This window comes from Thalassospira tepidiphila MCCC 1A03514, assembly GCF_001662875.1.
GTDB lineage: Bacteria > Pseudomonadota > Alphaproteobacteria > Rhodospirillales > Thalassospiraceae > Thalassospira > Thalassospira tepidiphila.
Map to the genome: position 1 here is coordinate 158,598 of NZ_JPVZ01000003.1, position 19,203 is coordinate 177,800.

The following is a 19,203-nucleotide window of genomic DNA, read 5'->3' on the forward strand; positions in this document are numbered from 1 at the left end:
TTATCCTTTGACCCGATAACTGGATCAGAGGACAATTTGTGTGTCAGCCCTGATCGTGATGGTTTGCAAGGTATGTGCGGGTTTCTGAGGGTGTTTTAGCAGCCGTGAAGGCGGGCGTCGAGATGCTGTTTTTCGGCTCCGTATCGCCGGGGCCATCATAGCGGAGCTCGACAATGAAGGATGCGCCGCCTTGCGGGCGGTTTTCCGCACGGAGCGTTCCGCCGAAGCTTCGAATGATGCCATAACAGATCGAAAGCCCAAGCCCCAGGCCATCCCCAAACGGTTTGGTGGTAAAGAAGGGATCAAAAAGCTTGGGCAGGTTGTCTGGCAAAATGCCATGCCCGTTGTCATTGACCTTCACAATCACACGGTCTTCGCCGCCGGTGATCGCGATATCGATTTCGGGGTTGGCCATATTCTGGCAGGCATCCGCCGCGTTATTGATCAGATTGGTAAAGACCTGGGTCAGCTGATTGGCCTCCGCGATGACGTGTTTGACATCGCCATGCTGGTGCAGGGTGATGTTTTCGACACCTGCGCGCCCGCTTTCGATCGCAAGATCAATTGCCATTTGCATCTGGGCCGGGACATCGACCGGATGATTATCCTGTTCCGGGCGGCGCGAAAATGTTTTGAGGTTGCCGGTAATGCGCCCCATGCGGTCGGTCAGTTCTGAAATCCGTTGCAGATTGCGGTTTGCCGTTTCCTTATTGTCGCGTGCGATGAACTTCATCGCGTTTTCCGCATAGTTCCGGATGGCGGTCAGGGGCTGGTTGATTTCGTGGGCGATCCCGGCGGACATCTGACCAAGGGCGGCAAGCTTGCTGGTTTGGACCAGTTCGGCCTGTGCCGTGCGCAGCGCGTCTTCGGTACGGGATCGCTCGGTAATTTCTTCTGCCAGGCGCTGGTTGGTGTTCATGAGATCGGTCGTGCGCAGGCGAACCTGACGTTCCAGTTCGCGTTGCGACCAGTCGCGGATTTCAAGCTGTTCAAGCATCGCGCGCCGGCGTTGCAGGATGATGAAAATCAGTCCGGTCAGAATGATATGCGCAGCCCCGCCCATTGCACCGGCACTGATTACGGATCGATCCAGCACGGATTTATCGGTCAAAAGAAACATCCGCCAGCCCTGCTTGGGAAGTGTGCTTGCCGTCACGAGATAAGTTGTCTTGTCTGGCGTCGTCTGGCGCGTTTGCACTTTACCGGTTGCTTGTTCGTTGGCGGTTCGTGCCTCGTCCTCGCTGGCAACCGGGCCGAGGCTGAGGATTGCCGGGTTATCGTCAACCGGCCATGCCCCATCCAGCAAAGGCATGGGTTCAAGTGGGTAGTCACCATATTTGCGCGACGCGATCAGGCGGGGGCGGTCATTGTTGCTAAGCCCGGCAAGGTCGCGAAACCGCCAATCGAGGTTGGATGAAATGATAACGACTCCATTCTGATCGGTGACCAGAACGCTTTCGCTGCCGCGTGCCCAACGTTGCACAAGGGTTTCAAGGTGGGTTTTGACCACCACGGCCCCTGCAAAACTCGTCCCGTCCGGGCGCACCGGGTGGGAGATATAATAACCCGGTACGTTGGAGGTAATCCCGAAGGCAAAGTAATGACCGGTCAGGCCGCTTTTGGCCTGCTGGAAATAGGGGCGGAATGAAAAGTTGCGCCCGATAAAGGATGCATCGCTGTTCCAGTTGCTGGCAGCCAGGGTGTCGCCATTTTGATCCATGAAATAGATGTCTGAGGCGCCGCTGTCGGCGGCCAGTTTTTCAAGGTAAATGTTGACGGCCTTGGCGATCACCGGATCGGCATGAATTGCAAGATCGATGATGCGTTTATCCGATGCCAGCGTAATCGGCAGATATTCATGTTCCTTGATCGCGCCCTGAAGGTTGGATCGATATAGCTCAAGCTTGTTGCGGCCATCTTCTGTGATGTCGATCAGCTTTGCCTCATGCCAGAACGTCGTGACCAACCATACGGTTACCGGCAGCAGTGCAAGCAAACCGCATAATACGATCCGGGATATTCTTTTGATTGAAACCGAAGAGTTCAGCATTCTGTCCACGTTGGCGTTGGGCTTTGATCGACCCCTTCTTAAGGGTGGGAAGTCTTCCCTTAAAGGTGGGGCGTCGGGATTAGATTACAAAAAGATTTCAAAGCCCAGCGCAAATTTTACCGATGCTTGTCATGCTTGATAATCGTTGGATCAGGCTGTACCTATCAGGAAAGCATCCGCGGGATTTTCAGACCACATTTATGCACGGTTGATCAAGCCCGAACAAACCTGTCAGGAAAGTTCCCTGCATGAGCGACGAAGACACACACCTGATCTGGGTTCTGGCCGATGACCGGACCGGCAATGTCAATCAGTGTTTGGGGGTTGCCGAGGCATTGGCACAGCCTTTCAAGCGCATTGATATCGGGTTTACGAAATTTGTGCGTCTTCCGAACTTTATCCGCAGAACCAGTCTGATCGGGATTGATGAGGCATCGCGCAGGCGACTGGTGGCACCCTGGCCGGATCTTGTCATCTGTTGCGGGCGGCGTTCAGCGCCCGTGGCACGCTGGATCAAAAAGCAAAGTCGCGGCCATACCCGCATTTGCATCATCATGCGCCCGGATGGCTTCGAAAGTGCCTTTGATCTTATTGCCGTTCCGGCACATGACCGTTCTGTCATTCGTGAAAATATCGTTGAAATCCCGGGTGCGCCGCACCGTGTGACCGAAAGCAGGCTTTTGATCGAGGCCGACAAATGGCGCCCGCATTTCAAAGGCCTGCCGGAGCCAAAGTTTGCCCTGATCATTGGCGGAAGTACCAAGCGCACGACCTTTACCAAAGACATGGCAGAACAACTGATCGACAAGGCGGTTGAAGCCGCAAGTGCGGTCAACGGGTCTTTGCTTGTCACCACCAGCCGCCGTACGGGTGTGGAAAACGAAGCCCTGATTGCCGAGCGGTTGGCAGCGTCCGGTGTGCCTTATCACCTGCATGACTGGACATCCCAGGCCGAAAACTCGTATTTCGGCTATCTAGCACTTGCCGATGTGAAGATCGTGACCAGTGATTCCGTTTCGATGTGTTGCGAGGCGGCGGCGGCGCCGGGTGGCGTCTATATCTTTGATCCCGATGGTCTGGCCAACAAACGGCACAAACGCCTGCATCAAAGCCTTTATGAGGGCGGTTATGCGCGACCGCTTTTGCCCGACACAGAGCTGGTGCCATTCAAGCACCCGTCCTTGCAGCCAGCCCGCATGGTTGCGCAGCGCTGTCTGGAGCTTTTGGGGGCTCCCTGACCTGAAAGGTCGATAACACCTTGTTTTGTCGTGGTGTATCGGGTCTATTCGCGGGGCACCACCACCAAGGAATATCGCCCCGATGTCTTCGTCCTCGACCGATCCCACAGCTGTGCGTGCGTTAAACGCACCGCAATTGTTTCCACGCCATATCGCTGTTGCGATTTTGGCCGCTGTTGCCTGCTTTTTTGCGGCAAACCATGTTGCCGCACGTCTGACATTTGAAAACGGGACAGGGCTGCTTCTGGCTGTTTTATGCCGCTCGGCTGTTGCGCTTTCGATCCTGATTGCGATCGTCTATTTCAAACGTCATTCCATTCGTTTACCGCGGGGGCTGGTGCGCTGGCAATTGGTGCTTGGCCTGATGATCACGATCCAGAGCCTGTGTCTCTATTCCGCAGTGGCCCGTGTGCCGGTCGCCCTGGCGTTGCTGACGGCCAATACGTTCCCGATCATTCTTGCCTTGCTGACATGGGGGCTTGGCGGTCCGCGCCCGACATTGCGCGCGGCAGGTTTGATGTTGTTTATCCTGTCGGGCCTTGTGTTGGCGCTTGATCTTCCGGGTATTCTCGGCGGTGGGGCAGAGGTGACGTCAAGCTGGTGGCTGGGCATCGGCTTTGCCCTGATGGCGGCGACCGTTCTTTCGGTGGCTTTTTGGGTGACCGATCACAAGCTTGCCGGGATCAGCGGTCCGGTCCGTTCGATGTTCACCATGCTGGTTGTTTTTGTTTCGATGATCATTGCCGGGATCGGTGATGTTGTGCCGGGTGGCATGGGGCTTCCGAATGCCACGCCGGGATGGATGGGGCTTATGGCCTTGATGCTGCTTTACGGCGGGGCGTTCGCGGTTTTGTTCATCAATGTGCCGCGCCTTGATATGGCGCGCAATGCGCCGGTGATGAATATGGAGCCGATTGCGACATTGCTGTTTGGCTGGGTCATTCTGGGACAGATGATCAGCCCGATCCAGATGCTGGGCGGTCTGGTCGTGGTCAGCGGTATTGTCATTCTGACCCTGCGCAAAGGGGCCTGAGCCGAGAAAAAAGGGAGCCATTTGGCTCCCTTCTTGCAGCGTGTTTGTTTATCAAACGGCCTGTGAATGACGCCCGTGCGCGTGGTTGAGATAGGTATCAAATGCGGCGCAAACCGCACGCACCAGCGGACGGCCCAACTCGCTCAGTTTAATGTAATTCCCCTGAACTTCGACAATGCCATCCCGGGTCATTGCCTTGATGCGCTCAAGCTCTGGCGCGAAGCGATCGGCCGAAATGCCGTGGCTGGCGCAAACCGGCTCAAGGTCGACGGCAAGATTGCACATCAACTCATTAATGATGTCGCGGCGCAATTTGTCGTCGCTGGTCAGGGCAACGCCCTTTTCAATGGCGCATTTGCCACCTTCGACCACGCGCTGCCAGCGGGCCAGCGCCGGGTCATTTTGCGCATAACCCTGCGGCAGGGACGAAATCGCAGACGGGCCAAACCCGATCACGGCTTCTGCCCGGTCGGTGGTGTAGCCCTGGAAATTCCGATGCAGCAGGCCATCAGACAGGGCGCGTGCCATGCTATCGGCCTGATGGGCGAAGTGATCAAGTCCGATGGCGACAAAGCCATGCTTGGCAAGGCGGTTCTGGATTTCCTCATACTGTGCCCAGCGTTCCGCGGTATTTGGCAGGGCCTCGGTCGGGATAAGCTGTTGATGCTTTTTCATCCATGGCACATGGGCATAGCCAAAGACCGACAGCCGGTCGGGGCAAAGCTCCACAGTCTGATCAACCGTTTCGCGCAGTGAGTCCACGGTCTGGAACGGCAGGCCATACATCAGATCGACATTGATGCCGGCAATCCCGTGCGAGCGCAATTTGGCAATCACATCACGGACAAGCTGCATGCTTTGAATGCGGTTGACCGCCGTCTGGACCTGTTGGTTGAAGTCCTGAATGCCGATACTGGCACGGTTAAAGCCGCATTCGACCATGGCTTCCATGAAGTCATCGGTCGCCGTGCGCGGATCCATTTCAATGGCGATTTCGGCATCCTCAAGGATATCAAGGCGACAACGAATTGCGGCCATGATGGCGCGCAGATCATCGGCCTTGAGAATGGTCGGGCTGCCGCCGCCAAAGTGAATGTGCGACACAGTGAATTTCTGATCTGTGGGCAGTTTGCCAAGCGTGCCTTCAATCTCGGTCAGAAGGGCTGTGACATAGCCATTTACCGGCTTGTAAGTTTTGGTGATCTTGGTGTTGCAGCCGCAGAACCAGCACATTTCCTCGCAATAGGGGACGTGCAGATAAAGCGATAGAGGTTGCGCGGGATCAAGATCACCCAGCCAGCCTTCAAACACCTCGCCATTCACATCGGCATGGAAATGCGGCGCGGTCGGATAGCTGGTATAGCGCGGCAGTCGCAGGTCGTATTTTTCGTAAAGGGCAAGCTGCATGACGGACATCCCGAAAATTCGTTCTGTCCGTCTTTTGCATTATTCCAAACTTGGCTGCCTTGATATGCGTCAAGGGTGAGGAACAGGGAAGCCGTGTCGTTCGCTCAAAGCCAGCAAAATGTTGTCCTTGCCATCAATGAAGGCATGACCATTTGCGGTACCGGTTTGAAGTGATGATGTCTCGCCGGATTTCAGGATCATTACCGGAAGTGACTGATGATTTTTGCCCAACTGCGCAACCACATCGTGCCTGGGACGGGGCCAATTGATATGGCGAATATCAAGTCCGGCAAGCAAGTCCGGGAAAGATCCCAAAACCCCGTCAATCAACGCACAATGCCAGCAGTAAAAGCGTTGGTTTGGCCATGCAGGATCTTCAAAGTCGGGTTTGAGCAGGAATATCGTATCGCGTTCCAGATCCGGCATGGGGTTTGGCCTTTTTGGTGGTGGCGCCGTGTTTGCGCCTTGGCGATGTCAGGGACGGCCTTCAAAGATGCTTGAAGGCCGATATCAGATCGGCACGAAGGGCGGCCAGACGGTCACGGCCTTCGTCTTCGTCATAGGGTTCGGCGGTACCAACACCCCAAACCGGGCCCGGCCATGCGGCGTCGTGCTTGAAACGGCCGATGACGTGGCAATGAAGCTGCGGCACCATATTGCCCAGCATCGCGACATTGGTTTTGAAGGCATCAAAGCGACGTTTGATGACGCTTGAAACGGCAGCCACTTCATCGCCCAGGATTTTGCGGTCTTCCGCACTCAGGTTGTCATAATCGACAAGGTCGGGGCGTCTGGGCACCAGAATAAGCCACGGATAACGCGCATCATTCATCAAAAGCACATGCGATAGCGGCCCGTCGGTGACGAGGGTGGTATCGGCGGCAAGCTGGGGATGAAGGGTGAATGCGTTATTCATGGTCAGTCCTTGTTATCGTGATAGCCCGATCAATGACCCTGCTTATAACCCGCCGTTCTTTCTCTGTCTTGGTCTGTGGTGTGAAATCCGTCAGATAGCTGTACGGGTATGTGCGAAAATTGGCGGGAAGGTCAGGCCCTCCCGCCCGGGAAATCATGCGACCTTTACATCGCGATGTTTGGCAAGAAGCTGATCAACAATACCGATGACTTCTTGTTCGGCTGCGTGAATGGAGGCCTCGGTTCGTTCGTCGGCAAACTCGTCATATTCAATGGCCGCACCAAACTGATCGGTGATGCCGATATATTGCAGCGGGGTAAACAGCCCGCCTTCGACAAAGTTCAGGTGCGCAATACGACCATCCGGCCCATAGCCATGGTCGCCACGTGATGACAGGGCGACAATCGATTTGTTGCCGGTCACCATTGGCCAGTAGGGAATGTCGCCACGCGTTCGGTCAAAGCCGAATGTCCGGCCGACGCGGACAATGTTATCGACCCAGGCCTTCATCTGTGACGGCATGCCAAAATTATACATTGGCACCCCGGCAACGATGATGTCGGCGGCAAGCAGTTCGTCGACCAGTTGATCGCTTTCGCGCAAGGTGCGGCGCATCCATTCTTCGCGGTCTTCGGGTTTGGTGAATGCAGCATGGACCCAATCCCCGGTCACCGGGCTTGGCGGATTTGCGCCGACATCGCGATAGATGATTTCAGTTTCCGGCCGCTTGGCCAGCCAGTGTTCGATGAACTTGGCCGACAAGCGGCGGCTGTGCGAACCATGTTGTTTCTGATCGGATCTGCCGGGCCGGGCGCTGCTGTCGATATGAAGAATTCTGGTCATCATGTTCTCCATGTGATGAAAATGGATCATCTGTGTTTTGGTTTGATTACCAAGGATTGACGGAATTTTATTCACACGGCAAAATCGAATTACTCAGCCAACAGATGAATTGAATTCATTCATATGTCGTTGCCGCCGCTTGCGACCCTGCGCGCCTTTGAAGCCGCAGCACGCCATCAAAGTTTCAAGAATGCCGCATCCGAGCTTGGCGTCACGCCGACCGCGATCAGCCATCAAGTGCGTCTGCTTGAAGAAACGCTGGGGGTCCGGTTGTTTGACCGCAAGCCACGACAGGTTGTTCTGACCGATGTCGGGCAGGAGTTGTATCCGGTTTTGCGTGATGGCTTTGCCGCCTTTGCCAAGGCGGTTGATCGAGTGCGGAACCGCCCGGTATCGCGCAGCATCACGGTTTCGGTCATTCCATCCTTTGCAGCAAAATGGCTGTTGCCACGCCTGTCTGGTTTTCAGGCGGAATACCCCGATATCAACTTGCGACTTCATACCTCGCCAGAGGCCGTCGACCTTGCCGGCGGTGTAGCGGATGCTGCCATTCGATATGGTTTTGGGCCCTATCCGAGATTGGTTGCGCACAAGATGTTTCGCGAACAGTTCGTGCCACTTTGCAGTCCGGCACTGGGCCTGAAAAAACCGGAAGACTTGCGCAATGCGACCTTGCTGCATTTTGACTGGTTACGCCCCGATGATGCGACCCCGACATGGCAAAGATGGGGGCAGGTGGCAGGTGCTGCAGATCACTTGCCATCTGCGGGGATCAGTTTTTCCGATGACAGTCACGCCATTCAGGCGGCGATTGCAGGCCAAGGTGTTGTTTTGGCCAGTCCTGTGATGGTGTGCGCAGAAATTGATGCAGGATTGCTGGTGATGCCATTTGGCCCCGAAATCAAAGGGCATTGTTATCACTATGTGCACACTGGCCGGGGCGACAACCTTCGCGAAGTTGAAGCATTCGGGGAGTGGATCAGAAGCGAAGTGGCATCTTCGGCGCTACGTACCGAGCAATCCGGCGATTGATGATTGACCTTGCGGGCTGCATCGGAAACCATGTGCCATTGTTAATCATTCGTGTGGATGGATCATGCCCCGCTTTGCCGCCAACCTTTCGTTTCTGTTTGCCGACTTGCCGTTTGAAAAACGGTTCGCAGCGGCGGCAGATGCCGGCTTTGTCGGGGTGGAATATATCGGCGCCTATGACATGCCGCTCTCCACGGTCAAATCGCTTTTGAGCGACAACGGTCTGGAGCAGGTTTTGTTTAACCTACCAGCCGGTAACTGGGAGGCGGGTGACCGTGGTATTGCCTGTCGCCCGGGGCGCGAGGAAGCTTTTCGCGACTCAGTCGTGCAGGCGCTTGATTACGCGGCGGCAACCGATTGCAAGATGCTTCATTGCATGGCAGGGCTGATAGGCAAGGGCGAAGATCCCGGCGAACTCGCCCGGCTTTATTGCGACAATCTGCTTTATGCTGCGGACCTTGCCGATCAGGCCGGGGTCGATATCCTGATCGAGCCGATCAATCCGCTTGATATGCCGGGCTATCTGCTTAATTCCATCGAGCAGGCGGCCGTGATCCTTGAGCAGCTTGATCACCCGCGACTGAAACTACAGTTCGACATCTATCACGCCCAGATTGTCGGCGGGAACATCGCTGCACGGCTGGATAAGCATATCGACAGCATCGCCCATGTTCAGGTCGCCGGTGCGCCCGGTCGGCATGAGCCTGACAGCGGGGAACTGAATTACCCCTTCCTGTTCTATATGCTGGATCGCATTGGCTATGAAGGCTGGATTGGCTGCGAATACAAACCGCACGGCAAGACCGAAGACGGGCTTGGCTGGGTCCGTCCTTGGATGCCAAAACCCGGCGCCTGATCGCCCGGATTTATTCAATCAGGATGGCACGGAAATCGTTCACGTTTGTCAGCGTCGGGCCGGTCACCAGAAGATCATCGATCTTGGCAAACGCGCTATAGGCATCGTTGTTGGCAAGATATTCGCGAAGGTCAATACCGGCCTTCTGGGCGGTTTGCCAACTTTTGGCGTCAATGATTGCCCCGGCGTTGTCCTCGCTGCCATCAATGCCATCGGTATCAATCGCCAGTGCCGTGAAACCCGGCTGATCACGAAGTTGCAGCAAAAGTGACAGCAAGAACTCGCTATTGCGGCCACCCCGGCCACCCTTGCCACGCACGGTGACGGTGGTTTCACCGCCCGAAAGCAGGACACAGGGCTTTGCCGCCGGTTGGCCATGATTGGCAACCTGATGGGCAATTCCGGCATGAACGATGGCAACTTCGCGTGCCTCACCCTCGATGGCGTCACCAAGGATGACGGCATTAAGCCCCATGTCGCGTGCAACCGATGCGGCGGCCTCGAGGCTGTCCTGCGGGCGGGCCAGCATGATGGTTTCATGGCCGTCAAAGCAGGGATCATCGGGCTTTATTGTTTCGTCCTCTGCACTTTGCAGAAGGTCCTTGGCAGCCTGCGGAATATCGATCTGATAATGGCGGATGATATCAAGCGCATCCTGCCCGGTCGTCGGATCGGAAACCGTTGGGCCAGACGCAATGATCGCCGGATCATCACCCGGCACATCAGATACAAGATAGGTCACTATGCGCGCCGGTGCCGAGGCCTTTGCCAGGCGGCCACCCTTGATCGCGGATAGATGTTTGCGTACACAGTTCATTTCCGAAATCGTCGCACCGCTGCGCAAAAGCGCCTTGCTGATGGCCTGTTTGTCTTCAAGTGTCAAACCCGGACCGGGCAGGGCAAGAAGGGCCGACCCACCGCCGGAAATCATGCAAACGACCAGATCATCGGGGCCGGCATCGGAAACAATATCAAGAATACGCTTTGCTGCCTTTTCGCCCGCCGCATCGGGTACCGGGTGGGATGCCTCGACAATTTCGATTTGGTCACACTCAACCGCATGGCCATAGCGGGTGACGACCAGACCTTCGACATCGCCTTTCCAGGCCTTTTCGAACGCACGCGCCATATTGGCCGATGCCTTGCCCGCACCAATGACGATGGTTTTGCCCTTTGGCGGTTCGGGCAGGTTGCGCGGGATCTGAACCCCGGGGTCGGCGGCCTTTAGTGCCGCATCCATCAAAGCCAGAAGTTTTTCGCGCGAAGTCGTCATATCGGGTTTCCCTGATTGGATTGTGGCCGGTTTGGTCCGGGTTTTTAGGTTGCCTGCTTGTCGGATGCGGTCTTGAAGAAATCGATCACGGCCTGCAGATGGTTCGACATCGCCTTTTCGGCGGCGTCCGGGTCGTGGGCCGCGATGGCTTCGATAATGTCGCGGTGATGTTCCTGCACCATGCGATCAAAGGTCGGGCCGACCATACCATTGAAGCGGATTTCATTGAGTGCTGCCTGCAACACATCATGCAGCATTTTCATCACGTGATAGTAAATGATCGAGCCCGTCGCCCGCCCGATCATCATGTGCAGGCGGTGGTCATCATCCGCGCGGTATTTGGCGGCCCGCCGTGGGTCATGCGCCTGACGATAGGCCATGCGCAGAAGTTTGATATCCTCGTCACTGGCGTTGATCGCAGCCCGCCGTGCGGCCCAGGTTTCAAGTGTGCAGCGAATTTCCTGAAGATCGCGCAGATTACTGATCGAATCGCGCACCAGATCGGTCATCGCGGTGTCCATGTCAATCCCGGTGGATGACAGGATTTCCGTGCCGCCACCCTGAACCGCGCGCAAGTACCCGCGGGTCTTGAGCTTTTGCAAGGCGGCACGTACCGACACGCGGCTGACCGACATGCTTTCGGCAAGCTGGCGTTCGCCGGGCAGACGATCACCGGGCAGAAAAATGCCATCCGAGATCTTTTCAAGAATTTGATCGGCAACCTGATCCGCAATCCTTTTGGGACGCCTGGTTTCCGCGTCGTCTTGTGCCTGAAGCGTCTTGGCAGACGGCATGTTGGGTTGTCTCCAATCGTGTTTTTCTCTGCCAGTGCAGCGATGTCGATATTGGTTCGCGCAATGGTCATACCAGTTTACGGGATGTTTGGCGGCGACGCAAAGTGTCGATATGCACCGCGCGCGCTTATTGCAGTGCAATCTTGTTTCGGTAGAGATAAATTGATAGTTCAACAAGGGATGAGTGGCGTATCCGCCCCACTTTCACTGGCGTTTCGGCGGCAGTGATACCGAGGGATACCGCCATCGGACCTTGCAGATACCCAATGACCACCAGATTTCAGGAGAACACGCGTGCCGAACCAAGCCGGGACCCTTTTGGGCCATGATGATCCCGCCCCGTTTGAGATATTGAACGAAAACGGCAAGGGTCATTCGCTTTTTGTCTGTGACCACGCGTCCCGGGAAATCCCCAAAAGCCTTGGCACGCTTGGCCTGCCCGAGGAAGAGCGCAAACGCCATATCGGTTGGGATATTGGTGCGCGCAAGGTGACCGAAATTCTGGTTGAACGGTTTGATTGCCGCGCAGTTCTTGGCGGATTTTCGCGGCTTGTCATTGATTGTAACCGCCAGCTTTGGGATCCGACCGGGATGCCTGAAATCGCCGACCAGACCGTGGTGCCGGGCAACAAGAATGTTTCGCCCAGCGAACATATGCAGCGCATCCGCGAGATTTTCCTGCCTTATCATTGGGCGATCGAAGAACAGATTGCCAATTTCCACGCCCATAAAATCGCCCCGGCGCTGATCGCCATTCACAGCTTTACCCCCGTGTTTCAGGGCTTTGAGCGCCCGTGGGAGATTGGTGTGTTGTGGGATCAGGATGATCGCATTCCGGTGCCTCTGCTTGAAACACTTCGGGCGCAAAACCCGGATTTGACCATTGGCGATAACGAACCTTATTCCGGGCGTCATTTGGCCGATTACACCATTGACCATCACGGCGAGGCGGCTGGTCTTCCCTGTGTGTCGATTGAAATCCGTCAGGATCTGATTGATACTGATGCGGGATGTGAAAAATGGGCAAAAATCCTTGGCGATGCCTTTGCCGACATCCTTGCGGATCCGAACCTATACAAGATCAGGAGAGACTGATTTGGCAGGGGCCAACGCACGGGAGCCGGGATTTTCCATCGGCATAGAAGAAGAATTCTGGCTCGTGGATCGTGAAACCCGCGATCTTGCCAAAGACCCGCCTGCCGAATTCCTTAAGGATGCCAAGGCAAAGCTTGGCGACCAGGTCTCAAGCGAGTTCATGCGCTGTCAGGTCGAAACCGGAAGCAAGGTTTGCAACAGCGCACTTGAAGCGCGCGAGCAGCTTATTGAAATGCGCAGCACGCTTTCCGAGGTGGCGGCGAAATACGATATGGCGCTGCTGGCGGCATCGACCCATCCCTTTGCCCAATGGGACGATCAGAAACATACCGATGGCGAACGGTACAACACCATCGCGCGTGATCTGCGCACCGTGGTCGACCGTTTGCTGATTTGCGGGATGCATGTTCATGTCGGGATCGAAGATGACGACCTGCGTATCGAACTGATGGCGCAGGCGAGCTATTTCTTGCCCCATCTTCTGGCACTGACCACAAGTTCACCCTTCTGGCGTGGCAAGGAAACCGGACTTCAGACATTTCGTTTGTCTGTGTTTGATAACCTGCCTCGAACCGGCCTTCCGGAAGTGTTTGGATCCTGGGCGGAATATCGCCGCCATGTCGATATGCTGATCAATGCCGGTGTGATCGAAGATGGCACGAAGCTTTGGTGGGATTTGCGGCCCTCTGATCGTTGGCCGACGCTTGAAATGCGGATCGCCGATGTTTGCACGGATCTGGAAGACGCGGTCTGTGTTGCATCGATTACGCGATGCCTGATGCGGATGCTGTATCGATTGCGGCGCAACAATCAACGCTGGCGAATTTATGCCAACATGCTGGTGCGCGAAAACCGCTGGCGGGCATGCCGTTATGGCAGTGATCCGGGTGAGAAGGCCGGGCTGATCGATTTTGGCCGGGGTGAAATCGTGCCTTATGCCGATCTGCTTGAGGAAATCTTGGAACTGATCCGACCCGACGCCGAATTCTTTGGCTGTGTCGATGAAGTCGAACATGCACGCACCATCATAAAACGCGGCACCAGTGCCCGCAGACAGCGCGAAATCTATGATGCGGCAATCGAACTCGGTGCCTCGTCAAAGGACGCATTGATCGCGGTTGCCGACGTGCTGATTGAACGGACGGATCCCAACGCAAGATCGGATACCTAACGGGCTTGTCAGCGACCGGTGCATTGAGTATCGTCGCGCCGAAACGGGTTTGGGCCCTTTGAATTCCGCGCATCGGATATCCGCTGTGCAATCCATCATCGGAGAAGAATTGATGACCGAAGTCGGTGGTATCGCAGCCGATCAGCTTGCGAGTTATGTCGAGCGTATCGAACGCCTTGAAGAAGAAAAAGCCAACCTGATGGCTGACATCAAGGAAGTCTATGGCGAAGCCAAGGCGCTTGGCTATGACGTGAAAATCCTGCGCCAGATCATTCGTCTGCGCAAAATGGAAGACCACGAGCGCACCGAACAGGAAGAAATCCTGGAAGTGTACAAACGTGCGCTGGGTATGAGCTGACGCCGTCCTGTCAGCAGACCTGCCGAGAATACCAAAAGCCCGCTTTCAAGCGGGCTTTTGCTTTTGTAATCTTGGCGCATGACAACCGCATCCCGCCCCGAAATCACCGCCGAGGTCACCGAAGGTGTCTGTCGGCTGTTATATCATCATGAAATGGCCTGCCTGACGGAGCTTCGTCTGGGCAATGGTCGCAGGCTTGATGTGTTGGCGCTTGGCCCCAAAGGGGAGCTTTGGGCGGTCGAGGTCAAGTCATCGGTCGAGGATTTCCGTGTCGACCAAAAATGGCAAAGCTATCTGGATTATTGTGACCGGTTCTTTTTTGCAGTTCCGATGCACTTTCCCAAGGATCTGATTCCTGATGATGTCGGGCTGATCGTTGCCGACCGGTTTGAAGCCGCGATCATCCGTGCAAGTGCGGAAAAAAAGCTTTCCGCAGCGCGTCGAAAAAAGCTTCTGATCTCCTTCGGACAGACCGCAGCAGGGCGAGTAAACAAGTTTTCTTCAAAGGAAAATGTATTGGGATAGGCTCTCGAAAGGATAGTTTCCTGTTATTATTTCATATTTATGAATGGTATTAAGTTATTGATATTTGAGTAATAATATGGATTTCAACTTTTAATATACATCTGAGTAGTATCAAAACGTATAGGTTTAGGTGTGACGAAGCGCACTGGTCTAAGGGTTGTGTTTGTGCGATGCAATATAAGCATTGCGAGAACGTTTGGGCCAGACTGAGCAGTTTTCGATTTCTGTCTTTGACCTTTGTGTCGACTGGCCCGTGTTGGGTGTAATGCCCGGTTCCTTCATCGGGGGACGACGACATGGCGGAAAAGAAACGTGCGATCGCTTTGGCTGGGGGTGGACCAGCAGTTGGTTTTAGTATCGGTGCCTTAAGAAGGTTGCGCTTGAAACCTGATCTCGACGAGGTGTGGGCCAGCCGTATCCTCGACATCAAACAGATCCGCCAACCCGAAAATCTTTATGACGCGCTGAACAATCTGGTGATGCTGTTTGTGGCAACCACCAGCGAAGATGACGTCAAGCTCTTCAAATACAAGGTCGCCGAAAGCGGGCGCGATATCCGGGTCATCGAAATCCCGGTTGACGCAAATATCAGCTGCGACTGGACGTGGGAAAACCTCGATCAAAGCATCGAGGACGGCTATCGCGCGACCAACGATGTTCTTTCTGCATATCGAAATACCACCGGCGACGTGACTGTTGCCAAACTTCTGGCGGCAAGTAACGACGCCGCCTGATGTCATCTGTGAATGTCAATTTTGGATATCCAAAGAATGAAGACTTTTGCGAATCTGAATATCGGGACCAAACTTTCCATTTTGCCGGTTATTGCGGTTATTGCGATCATCGCTGTCAGCCTGATTGGCGGGCGGGCCATCATGTCACTTTCAGATGGTCTGGAGTTCGCTGTCAGCAAGGCATATCCCGAGGTCAAGGATATTGGCGAGATTGATCGTAATGTGACCCGGGTGCACCAGACCCTTTATCGCATGCTGTCCTGGTCGGCCGCCGGTGTTGAAGGCGACCGGATGGAAGCCGTTTCCCAGGATCTTGAAACCCAGATCGAAGAAGCGCGTCAGTCCTTTGTGACGTTGCTTGAAAACGAAAGTCTCCCGGAATCCGGTCGCCAGATGTCGGTTGATGCGCAGGAACGCTTTGATGGCTATCTTGGCAAGGTCAATCAGGTCCTTGGCATGCTCGACATCGACTATACCGGGGCGCTCAGCTTTTCCTGGTCTGCACAGTCCGACTATGAAGCACTGATGGATATTCTTTCCAAGCTGCGCGGAACCGCAGAACTCAGAATGGACAGTGCGAGCGGTGCGGCCATGGCGGTTGGCAGTTCAGCCCAAGATCAGACAATTATCGCAGCTGTGTCGGCATCGATCGCCATGGCGGTGATCAGTTTTGTCATCGCAAGCCTGATCGGGGCGCCGGTCAAAAAGCTGACCCATGTCATGCGCGAAATTGCCGAAGGCAAAACCGATATTTCGGTTCCCTATACCGCACGCAAGGATGAGATGGGCAAGATGGCCGATGCGGTTGAAGTGTTCCGCCAGAACGCCGAAAGCCTTGAAGCCGCCGAAGAACAGCGCCTGCAGGACGAAGCCCGCGCAGTCGAGGAAAAACGCCAGATCATGCAGGAACTGGCGCGCGATATTGAAACGTCGGTACAGGGCACAGCAACGGCTGTCAGTGCCGCGATCGAGGAAATCGGCGCATCCGCATCGGCCCTTCTCGACAATGCCGAACGCACCGACCATCAGAGCGAGAACGCCTTTGATGCATCCGGCAAGTCCAGCCACAACATGGGCGAGATCGCCCAGGCGGCATCCGGCCTGGCTTCGGCGATTGCCAATATCAGCGAGGAAATCCAGAAAAGTAGCCGTCAGGCACAGGAAGCCAGCGAACAGGCCCGCGACGCGGATGAGAAAATCCGCCGTCTTGAAGAAGCCAGCATCCGCATCGAGGATGTCGCTGCCCTGATCGGCAATATTGCCGAACAGACCAACCTTCTGGCCCTTAACGCCACGATTGAATCCGCCCGTGCCGGTGAGGCCGGCAAAGGGTTTGCCGTTGTTGCCAACGAGGTCAAAAACCTTGCCAGCCAGACGGCGAAATCGACCGAGGAAATTGCATCTGAAATTGCCAATGTCCGTGCCGAAACCGGGCAGGCGGTCGAAGCGATCCGAACGATTGTCGAAAGCGTTCAGGGCATCAACGAAATTCTGAGACTGACGGCTGAATCTGTCATGGAGCAAGGCAACGCGACAGGCCAGATCAGCACCAGTATCACCGAGGCTGCCGGTTATGCGGAAACCGTGTCAGGCGGCATTGGTGATGTGCGCGACATTGCCCGGGCGACCCGTGATTCTGCGGGAAGTGTGGGCGAGGCAACCGCAGAGCTTAGCCGCGAAATGGCAGGGCTAAGCAGTTCGGTTGATGGTCTTGTTGCACGGCTGCGCGCCGTCTGACGGACCTTTGTGTTCATTTGTTTCAACCAACCAATCGTCAATCACGACATCTATCTATGATCAACAAGGGAAATTCAGGATGAATAAGGTTTTGCGTTCTTTCGGTGCGGCTCTGGCGTCGTTGCTGATGGTTTTGAGTGTATCGTCGGCCATGGCCCAGGATAAGGAAGCAACTGCCAAGGATCTGGTGGATAAGGCAATCGCCCTTTATGACGACGTCGGGCAGGAGAAATCCTTTGATATGTTCAACGACAAGTCCGGTGAATTCGTATTTGACGAGTTTTACGTCATTGTTGCTGATGGCGAAAAAGGCACGTTCCTGACACACGCGATCAACCCGAAGCTTGTTAACAACCCGGGCCTTTGGGACCTTCAGGATGTGAACAGCAAGTTCATCATTCGTGACATGGTCGAAACCGGAAAGGCATCGCCGGATGGTGGTTGGTCCAACTACACGTGGACTCATCCGCAGACCAAAAAACTTGCCGAAAAGAAAACCTGGGTGAAAGCCCATGACGGCAAGATTTTCATGGTGGGCTATTACGACTAAGAAGTAATAATTTCCAAAAAGCAAAAACCGCCTTCGGGCGGTTTTTGTGTTTCAAGTAAAATGGATCGAATAGTAAAATATTTGTTAAGTTAAATGAGTGGGATTTCGTGTGAATAGTTTAGAAAATACTTAACATAAATCTGTTCAAAAGTGCGATTTAGTATATGAGTCAACAGATTTAATATATCTAAGTATATGTAATCGCGCATTTTGTCACATCACTATTGAATAATTGTCTCAAATGTAGCGGCTTAAAATCATTATAATGATGGCTGTATCTACAGGTCCGCAAAGATGGACTGGTATCTCCTGGGGGTGAGCGGTGGTGCACGCGATGGCATTCTTATCGTTTGCGCCATGTTGTTTGGACCGAACCATTCGGTTTTCAACAAGGAGATCGCGACGTGGAAAAGATCAAACGAGCTATCTTTCTGTCAGGCGGCGGGCCTGCTGTTGGCTTAAGCATCGGGGTGCTTAAGCGTCTGCAGCAGGAACCGGATATAAAATTTGATATCTGGTCGTCTGCCTGTATTGGCGCTTGGCTCTCGGTTGCCTGGCATCAGGCCGACGAGGGTCAGGAACTTGACCAGACCATCACCTTCTTTCGTAAAATTTTCCGACCCGCAAGTGTCTATGAACGGTTCCCGATTGCATCGGCCTTTGCACCGGACTTCTTTTCTGATTTCACCAACAAACTCAATTACTTCTTTAACCCTAACAGCTATCAGGGGCTGATCGTGCCCGACGCCATCGGCGAGGCCGTTGAACATGTGCAGCATTTCATGGGCAATCCGAAATACTGGACGCCGCACAATTTCAACGATGTTTTGCTAAACGGTTTTCTGGCGGCAAATCCCCTGTCGCGTCTTCTGGTCGGATCGATCTATCAGACCCAGACCAAGGGACTGGCCAAGATCTATTCACCAGACAGCATGTTTTTGGACCGGCTGAACTTTGATCGGCTGTATCAACCCGACAAGCCGGCCATGTTCCACAACGCCTATAACCTTTCCAAACAGCGGCTTGAACTTTTCACCAACAAACCAGATCACTACGACCTGCCACAGATGAACGCGCAGACGCTGTGTGCCTGTTCTGCCTTGCCGTTTATCGAAGAGCCGGTCGAAATCAACGGCGATACCTATTGCGAAGGGGCGACTGTTGATACGGTCAACTTCTTTGATTTTCTGCGCCTGCATCCGGATGTTGATGAGGTCTGGGTAAGTCGTATTCTTGATCTTAAGCAGGTGCGTCAGCCAGAAAACCTGTATGACGCGCTCAACAACCTGATCATGCTGTTTGCCGCATCGGCCAGCGAAGACGCTGTTGCTGCCTTCAAACGTGAAGTCGCCGAAAGTGGCCGCAAGATCGATATCGTTGAAATCCCGGTTTCCCCGCACATCAACTATGACTGGACGTGGGAAAACCTTGATCGCGGGATCGAGGATGGCTTTGAGTCAACCGATCACATGATTGCGGATTACCGCCAACGCAAACGTCAGGAAAAGTCTGTTAAAAGTTTGCGCGAAGGCGCGATGCGCATTCTGCCTGAATTCCAAAGCCGGTTTCCGCGCTTTGTGTAAGTAACAAA

At 54.6% G+C, this 19,203-nt stretch carries 19 protein-coding genes; 12 read left to right on the forward strand and 7 right to left on the reverse strand.

The window, feature by feature from the left end; translation table 11 throughout:
- Positions 1–43: 43 nt before the first annotated feature.
- On the reverse strand, positions 44–1,996 hold the full coding sequence (locus TH4_RS07995) for a sensor histidine kinase (RefSeq protein WP_245227789.1): 1,953 nt from the start codon (positions 1,994–1,996) through the stop codon (positions 44–46).
- A gap of 302 nt (positions 1,997–2,298) precedes the next feature.
- Here TH4_RS07995 and TH4_RS08000 point away from each other — a divergent pair, with 302 nt between their 5' ends.
- Complete coding sequence (locus TH4_RS08000; RefSeq protein ID WP_064780608.1) at positions 2,299–3,288, forward strand: mitochondrial fission ELM1 family protein; 990 nt, start codon at positions 2,299–2,301, stop codon at positions 3,286–3,288.
- Positions 3,289–3,370: 82 nt separating this feature from the next.
- A complete protein-coding gene (locus tag TH4_RS08005) occupies positions 3,371–4,321 on the forward strand; it encodes an EamA family transporter (RefSeq protein ID WP_064780609.1) in 951 nt (316 codons plus the stop codon).
- 51 nt (positions 4,322–4,372) lie between these two features.
- Here TH4_RS08005 and hemN read toward each other — a convergent pair whose 3' ends face one another.
- The 4 genes from hemN to TH4_RS08025 all read right to left on the reverse strand — a co-directional run bounded on the left by hemN (position 4,373) and on the right by TH4_RS08025 (position 7,487).
- Entirely contained in the window at positions 4,373–5,728 is a 1,356-nt protein-coding gene (gene hemN / locus TH4_RS08010) for an oxygen-independent coproporphyrinogen III oxidase (RefSeq protein ID WP_064780610.1), read from the reverse strand.
- 69 nt (positions 5,729–5,797) lie between these two features.
- The gene (locus tag TH4_RS08015) at positions 5,798–6,154 is read right to left on the reverse strand and encodes a DUF3088 domain-containing protein (protein ID WP_157097724.1); all 357 of its coding nucleotides are present in this window, start codon (positions 6,152–6,154) and stop codon (positions 5,798–5,800) included.
- Positions 6,155–6,215: 61 nt separating this feature from the next.
- Positions 6,216–6,644, reverse strand: a complete 429-nt coding sequence (locus TH4_RS08020; protein ID WP_064780611.1) for an HIT domain-containing protein — start codon at positions 6,642–6,644, stop codon at positions 6,216–6,218.
- A 153-nt stretch (positions 6,645–6,797) separates the two neighbouring features.
- Positions 6,798–7,487: an FMN-dependent NADH-azoreductase gene (locus TH4_RS08025; protein ID WP_064781009.1), complete on the reverse strand. Its 690-nt coding sequence runs from the start codon at positions 7,485–7,487 to the stop codon at positions 6,798–6,800.
- Positions 7,488–7,610: 123 nt separating this feature from the next.
- Between TH4_RS08025 and gcvA the strand changes: the two genes are divergently transcribed.
- Both gcvA and otnI read left to right on the forward strand, forming a co-directional pair.
- On the forward strand, positions 7,611–8,519 hold the full coding sequence (gene gcvA, locus TH4_RS08030) for a transcriptional regulator GcvA (protein ID WP_064780612.1): 909 nt from the start codon (positions 7,611–7,613) through the stop codon (positions 8,517–8,519).
- 64 nt (positions 8,520–8,583) lie between these two features.
- Positions 8,584–9,375 (forward strand): 2-oxo-tetronate isomerase, encoded by a 792-nt coding sequence (gene otnI / locus TH4_RS08035; protein ID WP_064780613.1) that lies wholly within the window; start codon positions 8,584–8,586, stop codon positions 9,373–9,375.
- 10 nt (positions 9,376–9,385) lie between these two features.
- Here otnI and TH4_RS08040 read toward each other — a convergent pair whose 3' ends face one another.
- Positions 9,386–10,648, reverse strand: coding sequence for a glycerate kinase type-2 family protein (locus TH4_RS08040; RefSeq protein WP_083997018.1), 1,263 nt, complete (start codon positions 10,646–10,648; stop codon positions 9,386–9,388).
- A gap of 44 nt (positions 10,649–10,692) precedes the next feature.
- Positions 10,693–11,442 (reverse strand): FadR/GntR family transcriptional regulator, encoded by a 750-nt coding sequence (locus TH4_RS08045; RefSeq protein WP_064780615.1) that lies wholly within the window; start codon positions 11,440–11,442, stop codon positions 10,693–10,695.
- Between the two features lie 294 nt (positions 11,443–11,736).
- On the opposite strand from TH4_RS08045, the gene TH4_RS08050 reads away from it, so the two are divergent.
- The 8 genes from TH4_RS08050 to TH4_RS08085 all read left to right on the forward strand — a co-directional run bounded on the left by TH4_RS08050 (position 11,737) and on the right by TH4_RS08085 (position 19,195).
- Complete coding sequence (locus TH4_RS08050) at positions 11,737–12,537, forward strand: N-formylglutamate amidohydrolase (RefSeq protein WP_008891342.1); 801 nt, start codon at positions 11,737–11,739, stop codon at positions 12,535–12,537.
- A 1-nt stretch (position 12,538) separates the two neighbouring features.
- The gene (locus tag TH4_RS08055; protein WP_008891343.1) at positions 12,539–13,708 is read left to right on the forward strand and encodes a carboxylate-amine ligase; all 1,170 of its coding nucleotides are present in this window, start codon (positions 12,539–12,541) and stop codon (positions 13,706–13,708) included.
- A 112-nt stretch (positions 13,709–13,820) separates the two neighbouring features.
- Positions 13,821–14,066 (forward strand): DUF2312 domain-containing protein, encoded by a 246-nt coding sequence (locus TH4_RS08060; protein WP_007090950.1) that lies wholly within the window; start codon positions 13,821–13,823, stop codon positions 14,064–14,066.
- A 78-nt stretch (positions 14,067–14,144) separates the two neighbouring features.
- Complete coding sequence (locus TH4_RS08065) at positions 14,145–14,591, forward strand: MmcB family DNA repair protein (protein ID WP_064780616.1); 447 nt, start codon at positions 14,145–14,147, stop codon at positions 14,589–14,591.
- 380 nt (positions 14,592–14,971) lie between these two features.
- Positions 14,972–15,325 carry a hypothetical protein gene (locus tag TH4_RS08070; RefSeq protein WP_064780617.1) on the forward strand — a complete coding sequence of 118 codons (354 nt, stop codon included), beginning with the start codon at positions 14,972–14,974 and terminating at the stop codon, positions 15,323–15,325.
- 36 nt (positions 15,326–15,361) lie between these two features.
- Positions 15,362–17,062, forward strand: a complete 1,701-nt coding sequence (locus TH4_RS08075; protein ID WP_008891346.1) for a methyl-accepting chemotaxis protein — start codon at positions 15,362–15,364, stop codon at positions 17,060–17,062.
- Positions 17,063–17,141: 79 nt separating this feature from the next.
- Complete coding sequence (locus TH4_RS08080; RefSeq protein WP_008891347.1) at positions 17,142–17,612, forward strand: cache domain-containing protein; 471 nt, start codon at positions 17,142–17,144, stop codon at positions 17,610–17,612.
- Positions 17,613–18,016: 404 nt separating this feature from the next.
- Positions 18,017–19,195, forward strand: coding sequence for a patatin-like phospholipase family protein (locus TH4_RS08085; protein ID WP_064780618.1), 1,179 nt, complete (start codon positions 18,017–18,019; stop codon positions 19,193–19,195).
- The last annotated feature ends 8 nt before the right edge of the window (positions 19,196–19,203 follow it).